Genomic DNA, 16,541 nt, shown 5'->3' on the forward strand with positions numbered 1-16,541 from the left:
ACAATAACGCAATCGGGTTTAAGTTGTGCTATATATTTTTTTAGGAAAAGCAATCCTTGAAGAGAAGAATATCCTGGATAGCCGAAATTAAATATTTTAAATTCTTTTTTAATATCGGAACTGTTTAAATTATTTTCAAGCAGGAAAGGAAAAGATTCTTCGCTCTCTACCCCAGCCCCATAAGTAGAACTATCTCCTAAAGTTATAATCCTGTATTCGTTTAATTGCTTATTGTATTTGGTATAAGAACATCTATAACTATTAGAATCAATAGGAGCTACTTTAGGCCCTGTCTCTATGTAACGATCTCGGTCAATAGGTTTTTTTTTACCGTCAATTAATCTGAAATTAAAAAAAGATACTTTTTTCTGAATCGGTCCTTCTCCAGTGTTAACTTCAACATGGAACATTCTTAATGCCAATTCTAAAAAACCAAAAAATAAAATTGGTGTTAAGAAAGATAGAATTAATTTTTTGTGAAATGTTTTAATACTCATTTTTCTAAAATATTGTTTTTTAATATCAATACGTCTATGCCGCTTCTTAAGAAAGTAGAATAGACATCTTTAAGCGAATTAACGATGGGCTCTCCTCTAAGATTGAAAGAGGTGTTAATTAAGAGCGGGATCCCTGTCTTAGCATAGAAGTTCTTAATTAGAGAATAGTACCGAGGGTTATCTTTTTCTTCTAGGAGCTGGATCCTGCTCATTCCGTTTGTATGAGTTACAGCTGGTATTAGATCTCTCTTTTTGACAGCTACGGTATAGAGCATAAATTTTAAAGGTGATCTCTCTGATATCTTATCAATGTCAAAGAAGCTGCTTGCTTCTTCAGCTAGCACTGAAGGAGCAAAGGGTCTGAACGGTTCACGGAATTTTATTTTGGCATTCAGTATTTTTTTCATATTAGAGCTTCTGGGGTCAGCTAAGATTGAGCGATTACCTAGGGCACGTGGACCCCATTCGAATCTTCCTTGAAAATAACCTACTATCTTTTGTTCTATTACGGCATCGGCTATGTAGTCTAGAAGTTCTGTTTCGTTATCATATTTTTTATAATCTATGTCATTATCTCTAAGAAAAACCTCTATCTCTTCATCGGTGTACTCTTTGCCTAAATAAGGGTTTGTTAAAACATGCTCTCTTTTTTTGTTTTTTAAGCAGTGCCAAACGTATAGAGCTGCCCCTAAGGCGGCGCCAGAATCACCTGCTGCAGGTTGGATGTATATCTCATCAAAAGGTGTATTCTCAAGTATTTTAGAATTTGCAACGCAGTTTAAAGATACTCCGCCTGCTAAGCAGAGCTTGTTTAGTTTTGTTATATCGTGAAGATGATTTGCGATTTTTATTAAAATATCCTCTGTTACTTTTTGAATACTTGCTGCGATATCAGCAAAATATCTATTCTCTTCTATCTCCTTATCTGCTATAGGTTCTTCACTATAGGAGGAGTCATCTTTTTTCAAGACGAACCTTCGCTCTCTCTCCCTCGGTTCTCCAAATAGCTTTATGAAGCGTCTGTTAAAACTATATTTTGTTGAATAATGGTATGAGAAATATTTCATGTTTAATTTGAAACTCCCATCTTCGTTTAGATCAATTAATTTATATATCTTGTCTTGATATTTAGGTTCTCCATAAGCACTCATACCCATAACTTTGTATTCACCATTATTTACTTTAAAACCAAGAAAAGCTGTAAATACAGAGTAGAGTAGTCCTATTGAATGAGGAAAATCTGTTTTTTTTAATAAAGTTATATTATTTTTATTATCCTCTGCAAAGCTGCTCTCTCCTGTACCTAGGGTTGTTGTTGCCCACTCTCCAACTCCGTCAACTGTTAGGATAGCTGCTTCTGTGAATGGAGAACAAAAGAAGCTGGATGCAGCATGTGAGAGGTGATGCTGGGAGAATAATACTTTTTCTTTAGGTATATCAAGAAAATCAGTGATTGTGGATTTAATCCAGAGTTTTTCCTTGAGCCAGTTTTTGGAAAAATCAGAGAATAGTTTAGCTGACTTTGGATACGTTGCGAGTATTGTCTTTAGAATACGTTCAAATTTAATAAATGGTTTTTCATGAAAGACAACATAGTCTAAATCTTTTGAATCAATATTTGCATAATCAAGGCAGAATCGAATAGCATTTTCAGGAAATGAAAAATCGTGTTTTATGTGAGAGAACCTTTCTTCATTTGACGCTGCTATTATATCTCCGTCTTTAATTAATACAGCTGAAGAGTCATGATAGTGACAGCTTAACCCGAGTATATACATTATTGTTTTTTAAGAAATAGAGAGATGTCAGTTATCTTATTTTCTTTTTTCCATTGAGGCGGTTGCTTTAAGCCTAAATAATCTTTAAACACTTTAATCAATATTGCAAAAGGGGTAATTACTATAAAGTAGCTTAGAAATAGTAATAAGTCTATAACCAGAGAGATAGCTCCCTGAATCAAGCTATGGATTTTCTTAAAGAATTTTCTCATTTAAAAAAGAGCATATATGAAAGGAACAACGGCGGAAGATTGTGCCAGCCAAATAAACAGTCCGAGCAATAGAAATATTACTACAATTGGAGTCATCCACCAGAGCTTATTTGCCCAGAGAAATGAAAAAAGTTCTTTTACCACTCCTAGCTTAGAAGCTATTTTTTTAATTAGTTGCATAGTATAATTTTATCAACTTTTTCGGGAAAGAACAGAGTTTTATCCAAAAATATAAAAAAAGTTGACAGTCAATGATAGTATGCTATGATTTATAAGTCGTAAGGACAAGGGCGTCCGCTAGAAATAGTGGGCGTTTTTTTTATTTTAAACTAAATATGAAGATATTAGCTAAAGAGATATTATCGGATTTTGAAGGCATACGTATTACGCGTATTGAAGTTGAGGCTGTTGATTTGGCTCAGAAGGCTTTGGCTGGAAACTTTGTTGTTCTGATGGTTAAAGAAGAAAGCGAGAGAATACCTCTGACTGTTGTAGATGCTGATAGAGCGCGCGGCACGATTACACTTATATTTCAAGAGATAGGATTCTCTACCAAACTGCTTGGTAAACTCAATGTCGGTGATTACCTGTATTCTGTAATGGGCCCCTTAGGCCATGCAACTGAAATCAAAAACTACGGTTCGGTTATACTTGTTGCAGGAGGGGTGGGAATTGCTGAGATTTATCCGGTTGCAAAAACACTTAAAGAAGCAGGAAATAAGGTCAAGGTGATTATAGGTGCCCGGACTAAAGAGCTGCTTATATTGGAAGATGAACTTAGAGAGGTATCAGATGCACTATTTGTAACCACCGATGATGGAAGTTATAGTATTAAAGGTTTTACCACAGGTGTTCTAAGGGAGTTTTTAGATAAAGAAAGAGTTGACATAGTTTATGCAGTGGGTCCTATTCCGATGATGGAAAAAGTAGCGGATGTTACAAAGGGCTATGAAGTCAAGACTCTAGTATCGTTAAACTCTTTAATGGTGGATGCATCTGGCATGTGCGGCGGGTGCCGAGTAAATATAAATGGGGAGGTAAAGTTTGCCTGTGTGGATGGGCCTGAATTCGATGCTCACCATGTTGATTGGAGTACTTTAAAGACAAGAAATAATGTTTACGCGGATAAAGAAAAGCATATCTGCAACTTAAATAGGTTATGAAAGAAGCTGTAAGAGTCAAAGAGTTAGACCAAAAAGAGAGAGTAAGTAATTTTGATGAGGTTATTCAAGGCTATACTGAAGATCAAGCTGTAGAAGAAGCCTCTAGGTGTCTTCAGTGTAAGAGCCCAGTCTGCATAGAGGGCTGTCCTGTTGGAATAGATATAAAAAAATTCATTAAACAGATTCAGGATAGAGATTATAAAGGAGCACATCTTACAATAAGAGAGAAAAATAATTTCCCTTCTATTTGCGGTAGGGTCTGTCCTGCAGAGTATCAATGTAGAAAAGCCTGTATCTTAACTAAGAAAAACGAACCTTTTGCATCAGAGAATGCAATAAATATTCATTTCTTAGAGCGGTTTATAGGTGATTATGGGGCCAGAGAGAGCATATCTTCAGATAGCAAAGGTAAGAGTCTTGCTAGATATAAGGTGGCAGTTGTTGGCTCGGGCCCGGCTGGGATATGCTGTGCTGGAGAGTTAGCACGCGGGGGAGTTAAAGTTGTTATTTATGAGACTCTTCATAAGACGGGGGGAGTCCTTCAATATGGAATTCCGCCTTTTAGATTACCGCGAGATATATTGGATTATGAGATCAACTCTCTTAAGAATATGGGTGTTGAGTTTAAACCCAACTATATGATAGGAAAGATTAAGTCCTTGGATGAGCTTTTGAAAGAAGGTTTTGATGCGGTATTTTTGGGCCTAGGTGCTGGTACACCATCTTTCCTGGGCATAGAAGGCGAGAATCTATGCAATGTTTATTCAGCCAATGAGTTTTTAACCCGTGTCAATCTTATGAATGCTTATAAATTTCCTGAGTTTCATACGCCTGTCAACGTGGGGCGTCATATGGTAGTTGTTGGCGGAGGCAATGTTGCAATAGATTCAGCTCGTGTTGCCTTACGTCTTCAAAAATTAAATAATATAGAGCCCAATACTACTATAGTATACAGAAGAACAGAACTTGAGATGCCTGCAAGGCGTCTTGAGATAGAGCATGCTAAAGAAGAGGGGGTAAAATTTGAATTTTTGATTCAGCCTGTCGGATTCATGGGTAATAAAGATAGCTATGTTGAGAAGATAGAGTCTCTAAGGTGTGAGCTTGGAGAGCCTGATAAATCTGGTCGAAGAAGACCTCGCCCTATAAAGGGTAGTGAGTTTGAGCTTGACTGCGATGTTGCAGTTATAGCAATAGGATTAAGTGCGAATCAGGTTTTAACATCCTTAACACCTGAGCTTGAGTTAGATAAGTATAAAGATATTATTGTAAATGCAGAGACTATGGAGACTTCAATCCCCAGTGTTTATGCAGGGGGCGATATTGTGGGAGGAGAGGGGACGGTTATTGAAGCTATGGGCATGGCTAAGAGAGCCGCTAAGTTTATAGCCGAATATTTAAATGACAGATAATTAAAGGAGGCTAAAAATGTCAGGCAAAGATTATGTAGTGAGTGTTTTAGAAACAGTAAAGAAGAGAAATCCAGGAGAAGTAGAGTTTCATCAGGCTGTGACTGAAGTTTTAGAATCTCTTATCCCTGTAGTCGATAAGCATCCTGAACTTGAAGATGCTGCGCTCTTAGAGAGAATAGTTGAACCGGAACGTCAGATCATATTTCGCGTACCCTGGCAGGATGATAAGGGTAAGATGAATGTTAATAGAGCTTTTAGAGTCCAGTTTAACTCTGCCCTAGGACCATATAAAGGCGGGATTAGGTTTCATCCCTCAGTCTATGTCGGTATAATTAAATTTTTAGGTTTTGAGCAGATTTTTAAAAACTCTCTTACTGGGCTTATGATGGGCGGGGGAAAAGGCGGTTCTGATTTTGATCCTAAAGGTAAATCTGATTCTGAAGTTATGAGATTTTGCCAGAGCTTTATGAGTGAGCTTTCTCGTCATATCGGTGCTGATACTGATGTTCCAGCCGGCGATATTGGTGTTGGAGGCCGTGAAGTAGGATATATGTTTGGGCAATGGAAGAGGCTTACCAAGCTCTTTAGCGGTGTCTTAACAGGTAAAGGTCTTGATTTTGGCGGTTCTTTAGTTAGAACTGAAGCAACAGGTTACGGGTGCGTCTATTTCTGTCAGGAGATGTTAAAAGATAGAGGTACATCTTTTGAAGGTAAGACTGTTGTTATATCGGGGTCTGGAAATGTTGCTATCTATGCTGCTGAGAAAGCTCAGGAGTTGGGTGCTAAAGTAGTTGCATTATCTGACTCTAATGGGTTTATCTATGATAAGAATGGTATTAATCTTGATACAGTAAGACAGCTTAAAGAGGTTGAGCGTAAGAGAATTAAAGAGTATGTTAATGAGCATAAATCAGCAGAATTTCACGAGGGCTGCAGCGGTATCTGGAATATCAAATGCGACGTAGCTCTTCCTTCTGCAACTCAGAATGAGCTTGATAAAAAAGGTGCTGAGGCACTTATTAAAAACGGCTGTATTGCAGTTGCAGAGGGTGCTAATATGCCATCTACTCCCGAAGCTGTTGAGCTGTTCTTAAAGAATAAAGTCTCTTTTGGTCCGGGAAAAGCAGCTAATGCAGGCGGAGTTGCAGTATCAGGGCTAGAGATGGCTCAAAACTCTCAGAGATTAGGCTGGGGCTTTGAGGATGTGGATAAGAAGCTGCATCAGATAATGGTTGATATACACGAATCGGCAAGAGCAGCAGCCGAAGAGTATGGTACACCTGGAAATCTTGTTAACGGTGCAAACATTGCAGGGTTCTTGAAGGTTGCCCGCGCAATGATGGCTCAAGGACTTGTTTAATCGGCTAATATTTAAGGAGAGTGAAGTGAAAAAAGATATTGTTAAAGAGATGGGGTTGAGTTATCAAGAGTATGAGATGATAAAGAAGGTTATGAATAGGGAGCCAAACTATACTGAGCTTGGTATGTTCTCTGCTATGTGGAGTGAACACTGTTCATATAAAAACTCTAAGAAGGTATTTAAGTTTATGCCCACTAAAGGGAAGAATGTTCTTCAGGGTCCGGGTGAAAATTCTGGAGTTGTTGATATGGGCGATGAGATAGGTATAGCTATAAAGATTGAGTCTCATAACCATCCTTCTGCAATTGAACCTTATGAGGCTGCGGCAACAGGGGGGGGAGGGTGTTTAAGGGATGTCTTTACTATGGGAGCAAGGCCGATTGCCCTTTTAGGCTCTTTAAGATTAGGTAATTTAGAAAAGCCGCGTACGCAATATCTGCTTAAGAATATCGCTAAAGGTTTTGTTGATTATGCTAACAAAGTAGATATGCCTGTTGTAGGTGGTGAGATATATTTTGATGAGTCTTATGAGGGTAACCCTCTCGTAAATGCTTTTACAGTAGGAGTTGTAAAGCATAAAGATATTGTCACGGCTTTGGCTAAAGGTATAGGCTCGCTTGTCCTTATCATTGGACGTGCTACAGGTCGCGACGGAGTCGAAGGTGCAGCAATGGCTTCTACGGGGCTTACCGAGAAGACCTCAAAGAAGAGCAGCGCGGTTGCTATCGGAGATCCTAAAATGGGTAAGATTTTGTGCGAAGCATGCCTTGAGCTTATAAAGAAGAAACTAGTAATAGGAATGCAGGATATGGGAGCGGCTGGATTGACTTGTTCTACTTCTGAGACAGCCTACAAAGCCTCTATGGGTATGGAGATAGATTTACTCTCTGTACCAAGAAGTGAGAGCAAGATGACGGCATATGAAGTTATGCTTTCTGAATCTCAAGAGAGGATGCTTGTGATTGTAAAACCAAAGGACTTGCCAAAGGTAGAGGCTATTTTAAAAAGATGGGGTGTGCCTTGTGATCTTATCGGTAAAGTCATAAAAGAAAAGGTATTGCGAGTCAAAGAGGGGGATAAGGTTGTAGCTGAAGTTACTCCTGCAGCACTCGTTGAAGCTCCTATCTATACCAGAAAGTTTAAAAAACCTGCATCTTTGGATAAGATTTCAAAGTTTAATTTGGATCAGATTGAGCAGCCTAAGAGCTTAGGCACTGCGCTATTAAAGCTTCTTAAGGCTCCAACAATCAGAAGTAAAGAGTCGTTATATAAAACATCTAAGACATCTGCAAAGTATATCAATGTTGGGCCTGGTTCAGACGCTGCAGTGTTATCTGTTAAAGGGACTAGTAAAAAGATAGCTGTAACTGTAGATGGTAATTCAACTTATACTTTTCTTGACCCTAATAAAGGCGGCCAGATTGCTGTTGCTGAAGCTGCGCGCAACCTTGCTGTTAGCGGTGCTCGTCCTTTAGGTATAACAGATGGTTTAAATTACGGTAGTCCTTATAATGAAGGTGTCTACTGGCAGTTTAGGCAGTCTGTTATAGGAATGAGTAAGGCAGCAAAAGAATTCGGGATTCCTATTGTTAGCGGTAATGTGAGTTTTAACAATGAAAATCCTAAAGGCTCAATCGATCCTTCACTCTTAATTGGTATGGTTGGAGTCATTGATAAGGGCGTAAAACCGATGACGCAGGAATTTAAATCATCAGATAATGTGATTATTCTTTTGGGTAATACCAAGAATGAGTTAGGCGGCAGTGAATACTTAAAGACTATCCATGGTAAAAAGATAGGCAAGACTCCGTCTATCAATCTTGGTTCAGAGAAAAAACTTCATAGAATAGTTCTATCGTTGATAGAGAAAAATATCTTACTCTCAGCGCATGACTGTTCTGAAGGTGGGCTGGCTATTGCTATAGCAGAGTCCTGTATTTCAGGCAGCAAAAAGATGGGTGCCGCTATTGAAATTAATTCTAACTTAAGAGACGACGTGCTTCTCTTCTCAGAGACTCAATCTAGAGTAGTTGTCTCTTGTAAGTCCAAAGATATTGATAGAGTTTTATCTGAATCAAAGGAAGCAGGGGTTCCTTCTAAGATCATAGGATCTACAGGAGGATCAAGACTTAGGATAGTAAAGAATGGTAAGAAATTGTTAGACCTAGAACTCTCTAAGCTGAATAAGGTTTGGAAAGAGAGTTTTATAAAATAAGAATTATAAGTGATAACGAAGCCAGGGATTACTTGAAGAAGATCCCTGGCTTTTTATTATCTTAAATCAACTTGCTTAATAAATCTATCTGGTTTAAAATTATTGAAGTAAAAGGAGGTTAATATATGTCAGGTAAAAGACTAAATAAATCAGAGGTTTTAAGGTTGGTTAGAGAGAAAGACGTTAAGTTTATACGCTTATGGTTTTCCGATATAACTGGCCAGATGAAGGGGCTTACTATAACACGCGAAGAGCTCTCCGATGCTCTTGAAGATGGTATGGGTTTTGATGGTTCATCCATTAAGGGTTTTGCACGTATAGATGAGTCTGATATGGTTGCTTTGCCTGACCCCTCTACCTTTGCGATACTGCCGTATCGACCCAGAGAAAAAGCAGTTGCCGGGATGTTATGCGATATATTAAATCCAGACAAAACTCCTTATCAAGGAGATCCAAGATATATTTTGAAGAAGACTTTAGAGAAGGCAGAGAATCTTGGCTATCTCTTTAACATAGGACCTGAATTGGAGTTCTTTATATTTAAAGACGAAAAAGGTACAGAGGTTCTAGATGAAGGGGGTTACTTTGATATTACAACTTTGGATGCCGGTAATGAGGTAAGGCGTGAAATTATCTTAACGCTTGAAGAGATGGGGATTCACGTAGAATATTGCCACCACGAGGTAGCGCCTTCTCAGCATGAAATAGACTTGCGCTATAAAGATGCTTTAGCTATGGCTGATATAGTTATGGTATATCGCATGGTTGTAAAAGAGATTGCTCAAAAACACGGCTTCTATGCTACTTTTATGCCTAAGCCTATATTTGGTGTGAATGGTTCTGGCATGCATGTGCATCAGTCTTTATTTAAAGAAGATAGAAATATTTTCTTCGACAAAGAAGATGAAAACCATCTTTCAAAAGAAGCCAAGTGTTATATAGCCGGTATTTTAAAGCATGCTAAAGAGATTACCCTTGTCTGTAACCAGTGGGTCAACTCTTACAAAAGACTTGTTCCAGGCTATGAGGCCCCCGTCTATATTTGTTGGGCCCACTGTAACCGTTCTTCTTTAGTCCGGGTCCCGATGTATAAGCCTGGAGAAGAGAAGGCGACGCGTATTGAGTTTCGTTCGCCGGATCCAGCTTGCAACCCCTATCTTGCTTTTGCCTCTATGCTGTCAGCAGGATTAAAAGGTATGAAGAATAACTATCCGCTCCAAGAGCCTCTCGAGAAAGATGTCTATCGTTTAACTACCGAAGAGATGAAAGAGATTGGTGTTGAATGTCTACCTGGTAGCTTGATAGAGGCGATTGAGATTGCTGAAAATAGTGAGCTTTTGCGTGAGACCTTAGGTGAGCACGTCTTCTCCAATTTAATGATGGCTAAGAAGATTGAATGGGACGAGTACAGAAAGCGTGTCCATGATTATGAGATAGATACATATCTGCCTGTTTTATGAGGGCCTATAAAAAACACGTTGAGACTTTAAGCAAGATAAGCAAAGCTATAACATCCGATCTATATCTAGAGGATGTCTTAAAACTAATTGTTACTCTAACTGCTGATGTTATGGGAGCTAAGATCTGTTCTTTATGGTTGTTAGAAAAAGATACGGATGAGCTTAGAATATGCGCTACTCAGGTCTTGAGTGAACTCTATTTAAAAGAGAGAACTCTTAAGGTAGGAGAGGGCATAGTAGGTTTTGTGGCTAAAAGCAAGAAGCCAAAGATTGTAGAAAATGTTTTAAAAGACAAAGTATTTAAAGAGAAGAAATTAGCCAAAGAGGAAGGCCTTGTATCTATGCTGAGTGTCCCCATGATGGTTAAAAATAATCTGATAGGGGTTATAAACCTATATACTACTGAGATTTATAAGTTTAGCAAAAGCGATATCCTGCTTCTGACTACTGTAGCCAATCAGGCTGCTGTTGCAATTGAGAATACAGAGCTTCTAATAAAGACGCAGCTTGTTCAAGCTGAACTCGATGCACGCAAAAAGATTGAACGTGCAAAAGGAATATTGATGAAGGAGCAGAATCTCGATGAGGATGAAGCATTTAGACTGATGCGTAACTCCAGTATGGATAAAAGAGTCTCTATGAAGAATATAGCTGAAGCTATAATATTATCTTACGGTATAAGAAAATCTAAAAAAAGTTAATACCAATTTATGTACAGTATTCTATATGTAAATTGGTATAAGTAGTAAAAATCCTCTGCTTAAATTGTTAAGGTAATGTTATGTTTTGTTAAGTGATGTAGAAATAAAACGGCAGCGTGAGCTGGATTTAACTAAGATTAGATTACTGTATTATCGGGTACTACTGTATTCTTTAATATAACTGTGATACCATCTTTTATTACGTAGTACTCATTCTCTGCTTCTTGAATATTGTTTTTATTAATTATTTTCACTCCTGAACCTAGCTTAACGTTCTTATCTATTATTGCTTTTTTTATTTGGCAGTTTTTCCCTATTCCTACAGCTGAGTCGCTTGTGTTTATATCATAAAAGTCGTTGCCCATGATTATGGAGTCTTCTATTACTACGCCGTCCTCTATAAAGCTTCGCAGGCCTACTATAGAATGCGATATCTTTGCTTTTTTGATTATAGTTCCTTCTGCAATTATAGAATGTGATATCTCGCTGTCATTTATTTTTGATAAAGGCAGATAGCGGGGTCTTGTGTAGAACGGCCACTCTTCATCAAAGAGATTCAAAGGGGGCATATCTATTGTAAAGGCAAGACTTTCGTTGTAAAAAGATTTTACTGTCCCAATATCTTTCCAGTAACCGTTATGTATATAGGCGTATGTTTCTTTATCTCCTATAGCATCTGGTATAATCTCTTTGCCAAAATCAAATTTATCGCTGCTATTTGATAGCAGCTCAAATAGAACATCTTTTTGGAAAAGATATATTCCCATTGAAGCTAAGAATCTCTCTTGACCGTCAATATTTAAAGATAGTTTTTCTATCTCTTGTTCATCTGTTGGTTTTTCTATGAAGTTTTTTATTCTATAGTGTTTATCAGTTGCCATGATTCCAAGGTCTGGCGTATCTTCTCTAGGCACTGGATTGCAGGCAATAGTAAGTTCTGACTTTTTTTCAATGTGAAAGTTTATCAAATATTCAAAATCCATCTTATAAAGCTGATCACCTGATAGTACTAGAATATGTTTTATTCTGGGGTCATTGAAATGTTTAAGGCATTTTCTTACAGCATCGGCTGAACCTTGAAACCAGTTGCTCTCATCTGCCGATTGCGCTGCTGCTAATATATCCACAAAGCCTTGTGAGTAATAACCTAATTTGTAAGTTCTTGCTATATGCTTATTTAAAGAGGCAGAATTAAATTGAGTTAATATCCATATTCTATTTAAACCAGAATTGAGACAGTTGCTTATCGGGATATCTACGAGGCGGTATTTGCCAATGAGAGGCACAGCAGGTTTTGCTCTATATTTGGTAAGAGGATATAATCTTGCTCCTCTTCCGCCGCCTAGTATAAGACAGAGTATATCTTTCATCTAAAACATATTAGCTTGAAAGAGAGATATCTTCAATAATTAATTATTAATTTATTTTTTTTAAGATGTTATAAGCACTTTGGAATTAGTCAAAATTTATATGGATTTGCTAAAAATAATAACGATACATTTCGGAGGATTTAAACTTTGGGATAATGTAGAGAGATATCTTTTGGGAACGGATATCTATCTCGACACATCTTATTTCTTTCGTTATTTAGAGCCTGAAATAGTAAAGAAGTTTAGAGAGAATATTCTACAAAAACGCTCAAGAGCTTTTAGGTCTTTAGAACTATTTTTTATTTGACATAATGATACTAAAGTGGTATCCTTTATAAAAAGGAGTCAAATAAAGCTCTATTTGTTTAAAAATATACTGGAATCTAGGAGAACGATGTGGTTCAATAATTTAAAGGAGGTGCTTTATGGACATAGCCGTAAAGTATATGCTCAGAGCAGTTGCTCATTGTAAAGAAGGCTGTAGTACATTGTCCTGGGCACGACATTAAACTGCCTGCTGTTTTATGAAACTGATAACTAGAGATAGTGATTATGCAATGAGGGCGCTTTGTGTGATGGCGCAGGAGTCCGGTAAGATTTTATCTGTAGATGATATTGCATCTGAGACTAATGTTTCTCATCATTTTTTAAGAAAGATACTCCAGGTGTTAAGCAGGAAAAATATTATAAAATCATATAAGGGTAAAGGCGGGGGATTTGTTCTCTCGAGAGATCCTAAAAAGATAAACTTTATAGATATAATGGAGATATTTCAAGGCAGTCTTGTTCTTGCAGAACATAAGCTTAACAAAGACAAGTGCCCTAAGATAAAAAAATGCAATCTTAAAAAGAAGATTGATAAAATAGAGAGAGGTCTTTTAAGAGATTTTAACTCAATAACAGTAGCCTCTATATTGGATAATTAAATCTATTTTCTGTTTGACAGAGGCCTGTAACTTAAGAGATAATAATGATTGGAAAATGTAGTCATAAAATGGTGAATTTGCCCGGCTCTGGGGTGGAAGTCGGGCTTTTTTTATTTTAGACTGTGTAGAGTTTATTATGATAGAGGCTAAGTTAAAAGAGTTGTTTCAGAATGTAACATTTATTGATGTTGCAAGCTGCGATTTTAAAGGACGCCCTAATGTTGCACCTAAATTTTTATTAAAATATGTTGGAAATTTAATATATTTAATAGATTATATAATAGGAAGAACTTACGATAACCTAAGAATTAATCCTAGAGTCTCACTTCCTGCTATGAATTTTGACACTCTCAATGGTTATCAAATAAACGGAGAGGGAGAGATTTTAGAGAGCGGCACAGAATATGATAAACTTACTAAAGAGCTCAGAGAGAAAATAAAAAGATTATCAGTAGATAGGATTATTGAAGGATTAAAGAGTGAGAAGATACATGATAGTTTTGAAATAGTTTTTTCTAAAAAAGTGGTTATCTTTAAAGTCAAAGTTGAGGAGATAGTAGAGATAGGTCCTACCGGAGAACTTAAAAGGGAGAAAATCTAATGAAGAGGACTCAAAAGATAATGATTTGGTTTTTGCCCATCATTGTAGTTGGAGGTTTATTTTATCCTCTCCTAGGCTATCTTGTCGTAGCGATGATGGTTGCTTTATTAACGCTTTCATTTTTTAAAAAAAGATACTGGTGTTGGAATATCTGTCCGCGAGGAGCATTCTTGGATGGCGTTATGTCTAAAGTAAGCCGTAAAAAACCGATTCCAAAATTATTTACAAAACAATGGTTTCGTTTGGTTATTCTATTTATTTTTATCTCTATTGCTGTATACTGTATGATAAATGCAGGTGGGGATATTTTAGCTATCGGGGCTGTTTTTGTCTCGATCTGTCTCATTACTACCGTAATAGCAATTATTATGGCTGTTATTACAAAACCAAGAGCGTGGTGCAGTATCTGCCCAATGGGTACATTGCAGGACAAGATAAGTAAGATTGGAATGTAGTTTTTTTAGTGTTGATTTAATGGAATCTATCGTTCTATTTTAGATTGAATTTGTCAAGAACTTGAATATGGTAGTGTCTATAATTATTGATATTGTTAAGGTGTTTTAGAGAAATTTAATTTTCCTGCTCTAATGTGATAGAAAATAGATTATAAGATTATATATTTGCAAATTATCTACAATCTAAGCTTGACATAATTAGCATGGTATTTAAAATAGTTTAAATAAAGTTGAATGGTAGACGTTAAAAAAAGGAGGATTTAGATGAATCTTAAAGAGATTACAATGGATGATTTAAATGTTGAAAGTTTTATTAAAGAAAAGATGGAGGATCTTAAGAGTGTGATAGGAGATGGCATAGCTATAAATGCATTGTCTGGCGGTGTTGACTCATCAGCAGTTACCATGCTTGCTCATCGTGCTTTAGGGGATAAGCTAAAGACATGCTTTATTGATTCAGGTCTTATGCGTCAGGGAGAGCCAGAATATATTGTTAATCTTTTTAATAATATGGGGGTTAAGGTTGAGCTCGTAGACGCAGGGGATGATTTCTTTGGTGCACTCTCAGGGCTAGAGGATCCTGAAGAGAAGCGCGAAGCTATTACCCAGACTTTCTATAAGACTGTTTTTGGTAGAATAGTTAAGGAGAGTGGAGCAAAGTTTTTGCTTCATGGAACAAATTATACCGATGTTGAAGAGACAATAGCAGGAGTCAAAAGACAGCATAATATTTTAGAGCAGCTTGGCGTAGACCCCCAGAAGGCTTTTGGCTATAAGGTGTTGGAGCCTTTGGTTGCACTTAGAAAAGAGGCGGTAAGAGAGGTTGGTAAAGAGCTAGGGCTGCCTCAAGAAATATATACTAGGCCTCCTTTCCCAGGTCCTGCTCTTGCAGCGCGAGTTATCGGTGAAGTTACACCTAGCCGTGTTAGCGTGGTTAGAGCTGCTACGGTTATAGTGGAAGAGGAGTTAAAAGATTCAGGTGCGTTTCAATACCTTGCTATTTTGCATAAAGATAGAGTTACCGGTATGAGGGATGGTAAGAGGGACTTTGGTCTTCAGATTGAAGTTAGATGTTGGGATAGTCGCGATGCAACAGTCGGGACTCCTACAGACCTTTCCTTTGATATCTTAAGGAGATTGGGAGATAGGATATCAAAAGAGGTTTCGGGTGTCGTAAGTGTTACTTACAACATTACTTCTAAACCACCGTCAACGATAGAGGCTATATAATATTAGTTTTGATTGTTAGCGGAAGATAGTTATAGAGAAGTAAATCCCAAATCCTATTAGGATCAATCCGCAGATAAATATTATTATCTTATATGTTTTATCTGATATAAATCTCTTACTCTTGCTTATTGTTAGAGAGACAATGCTGTACCAGATAAGATCGGCAATAATATGACCTGCAAAAAATACTCCAATCCCAGTAAAGCCTAATTTTCCTGCTCCTAAGACAAGCCCTAATCCTATGGTTAGCCACCAGATGCTCCAATAGGGGCTAGCGATGCTCATAGTTATTCCTAAGAGGGCTAAGTTGCTATTTTTACTTTTTTCTGCCTCTAGTTTTAGGGAGATATTTTTAATGGATTTAAGCATATTAATTCCAAATAGAAAGAGTATAGCTGCTCCGAATATAGATATAATTTTTATTACATAAGGCTGGTTTATTAAATTTGAAAGTCCAAGTGCTATTAATATAATCATCAGGACTTCTAAGACAGCATGCCCTAAGATTATTAGCGGTCCTGCTTTAAATCCATGACGAGCACTTTTTGCAATAACGGTTGTAAGGAGAGGTCCCGGGGCAAGAGCTCCAGATAAAGCTATAACAAAAGATATTAAGAATATTGATAGATAGTTCATGGTTAGATTCTACTAGTTAAGGTTTGATTTATCAAATTTAAGTTAATATTATAATTGTTGCTAACTTAATAAATTTGGACTAAACTATAATAAATTGAGCTTAAAATGAAGAAAGTATTCTATCTATTTTTGGTCTTGTTAATGCTTCAAGGCTGCGCTGCGTATAAATCTGTCCACTATGGTCAGGACTACTCTTCGCCTACAGATGTTGACGACATTGAGATCTTCTCTTTTAGTCCCGGAGGTTCTTATATTCAATTAGGAGAGGTTACTGTATTTGGAGTGACACCGACAAATAGAGCCCACATGTTAGAGCGTCTTAAGGATATGGCTGCTGAGATGGGTGGTGATGCAATAATAATCGAAGAACGCGAAACACCGACATATATGCCAAAACCTATACAGGGATTGGTTATAAAGTGGCAGGAAGAAGAGATTTCAGAATTCGAAGAGATAGATAGTTTTACAGCTGATCTTGAAGATGTGACTCTGATAGATAGCAAGTCTGAATATATAAAGTAAGGA

18 protein-coding genes are annotated in these 16,541 nt (G+C 37.3%); 12 read left to right on the forward strand and 6 right to left on the reverse strand.

The features are described from left to right. The 4 genes from P9X27_00645 to P9X27_00660 form a co-directional block, all read right to left on the reverse strand. Positions 1-497: hypothetical protein (locus P9X27_00645; GenBank protein MDP8252897.1), on the reverse strand; the 497-nt coding region annotated here is incomplete at its 3' end. Continuing rightward, positions 494-2,275 carry a carbamoyltransferase gene (locus tag P9X27_00650; GenBank protein ID MDP8252898.1) on the reverse strand — a complete coding sequence of 594 codons (1,782 nt, stop codon included), beginning with the start codon at positions 2,273-2,275 and terminating at the stop codon, positions 494-496. The genes P9X27_00645 and P9X27_00650, both read right to left, overlap by 4 nt. Next, entirely contained in the window at positions 2,275-2,487 is a 213-nt protein-coding gene (locus tag P9X27_00655) for a hypothetical protein (protein ID MDP8252899.1), read from the reverse strand. Before P9X27_00655 ends, P9X27_00650 begins: the two co-directional genes overlap by 1 nt. Then, positions 2,488-2,667, reverse strand: a complete 180-nt coding sequence (locus P9X27_00660) for a DUF5989 family protein (protein ID MDP8252900.1) — start codon at positions 2,665-2,667, stop codon at positions 2,488-2,490. Between the two features lie 155 nt (positions 2,668-2,822). Here P9X27_00660 and P9X27_00665 point away from each other — a divergent pair, with 155 nt between their 5' ends. The 6 genes from P9X27_00665 to P9X27_00690 all read left to right on the forward strand — a co-directional run bounded on the left by P9X27_00665 (position 2,823) and on the right by P9X27_00690 (position 10,798). Then, positions 2,823-3,650, forward strand: a complete 828-nt coding sequence (locus P9X27_00665; GenBank protein MDP8252901.1) for a sulfide/dihydroorotate dehydrogenase-like FAD/NAD-binding protein — start codon at positions 2,823-2,825, stop codon at positions 3,648-3,650. Then, positions 3,647-5,062 carry an NADPH-dependent glutamate synthase gene (gltA, locus tag P9X27_00670; GenBank protein MDP8252902.1) on the forward strand — a complete coding sequence of 472 codons (1,416 nt, stop codon included), beginning with the start codon at positions 3,647-3,649 and terminating at the stop codon, positions 5,060-5,062. Before P9X27_00665 ends, gltA begins: the two co-directional genes overlap by 4 nt. A 16-nt stretch (positions 5,063-5,078) precedes the next feature. Continuing rightward, positions 5,079-6,422, forward strand: coding sequence for an NADP-specific glutamate dehydrogenase (gdhA, locus tag P9X27_00675; GenBank protein ID MDP8252903.1), 1,344 nt, complete (start codon positions 5,079-5,081; stop codon positions 6,420-6,422). A 25-nt stretch (positions 6,423-6,447) separates the two neighbouring features. Further along, positions 6,448-8,637, forward strand: coding sequence for a phosphoribosylformylglycinamidine synthase subunit PurL (gene purL / locus P9X27_00680; GenBank protein MDP8252904.1), 2,190 nt, complete (start codon positions 6,448-6,450; stop codon positions 8,635-8,637). A 125-nt stretch (positions 8,638-8,762) separates the two neighbouring features. Beyond that, positions 8,763-10,097 (forward strand): glutamine synthetase family protein, encoded by a 1,335-nt coding sequence (locus P9X27_00685; GenBank protein ID MDP8252905.1) that lies wholly within the window; start codon positions 8,763-8,765, stop codon positions 10,095-10,097. Continuing rightward, positions 10,094-10,798, forward strand: a complete 705-nt coding sequence (locus P9X27_00690) for an ANTAR domain-containing protein (GenBank protein MDP8252906.1) — start codon at positions 10,094-10,096, stop codon at positions 10,796-10,798. The genes P9X27_00685 and P9X27_00690 overlap by 4 nt, the downstream gene beginning before the upstream one ends. Positions 10,799-10,935: 137 nt before the next feature. Here the strand turns inward: P9X27_00690 and P9X27_00695 are convergent, their stop codons facing one another. Further along, entirely contained in the window at positions 10,936-12,168 is a 1,233-nt protein-coding gene (locus tag P9X27_00695) for a glucose-1-phosphate adenylyltransferase (GenBank protein ID MDP8252907.1), read from the reverse strand. Between the two features lie 100 nt (positions 12,169-12,268). On the opposite strand from P9X27_00695, the gene P9X27_00700 reads away from it, so the two are divergent. The 5 genes from P9X27_00700 to P9X27_00720 all read left to right on the forward strand — a co-directional run bounded on the left by P9X27_00700 (position 12,269) and on the right by P9X27_00720 (position 15,380). Then, positions 12,269-12,475, forward strand: a complete 207-nt coding sequence (locus tag P9X27_00700) for a hypothetical protein (protein MDP8252908.1) — start codon at positions 12,269-12,271, stop codon at positions 12,473-12,475. A gap of 217 nt (positions 12,476-12,692) precedes the next feature. Then, a complete protein-coding gene (locus P9X27_00705) occupies positions 12,693-13,094 on the forward strand; it encodes an Rrf2 family transcriptional regulator (protein ID MDP8252909.1) in 402 nt (133 codons plus the stop codon). 136 nt (positions 13,095-13,230) lie between these two features. Then, entirely contained in the window at positions 13,231-13,695 is a 465-nt protein-coding gene (locus P9X27_00710; GenBank protein ID MDP8252910.1) for a pyridoxamine 5'-phosphate oxidase family protein, read from the forward strand. Then, entirely contained in the window at positions 13,695-14,150 is a 456-nt protein-coding gene (locus tag P9X27_00715) for a 4Fe-4S binding protein (protein ID MDP8252911.1), read from the forward strand. The genes P9X27_00710 and P9X27_00715 overlap by 1 nt, the downstream gene beginning before the upstream one ends. A gap of 264 nt (positions 14,151-14,414) precedes the next feature. Then, positions 14,415-15,380 carry an ATP-binding protein gene (locus tag P9X27_00720; protein MDP8252912.1) on the forward strand — a complete coding sequence of 322 codons (966 nt, stop codon included), beginning with the start codon at positions 14,415-14,417 and terminating at the stop codon, positions 15,378-15,380. 15 nt (positions 15,381-15,395) lie between these two features. Here the strand turns inward: P9X27_00720 and P9X27_00725 are convergent, their stop codons facing one another. Beyond that, positions 15,396-16,016 carry a LysE family transporter gene (locus P9X27_00725; protein MDP8252913.1) on the reverse strand — a complete coding sequence of 207 codons (621 nt, stop codon included), beginning with the start codon at positions 16,014-16,016 and terminating at the stop codon, positions 15,396-15,398. Positions 16,017-16,121: 105 nt separating this feature from the next. Here P9X27_00725 and P9X27_00730 point away from each other — a divergent pair, with 105 nt between their 5' ends. Beyond that, complete coding sequence (locus P9X27_00730) at positions 16,122-16,538, forward strand: hypothetical protein (protein MDP8252914.1); 417 nt, start codon at positions 16,122-16,124, stop codon at positions 16,536-16,538. Positions 16,539-16,541: the final 3 nt, after the last annotated feature.

The organism is Candidatus Kaelpia aquatica, assembly GCA_030765335.1.
In the GTDB taxonomy this organism is placed as follows: domain Bacteria; phylum Omnitrophota; class Gorgyraeia; order Kaelpiales; family Kaelpiaceae; genus Kaelpia; species Kaelpia aquatica.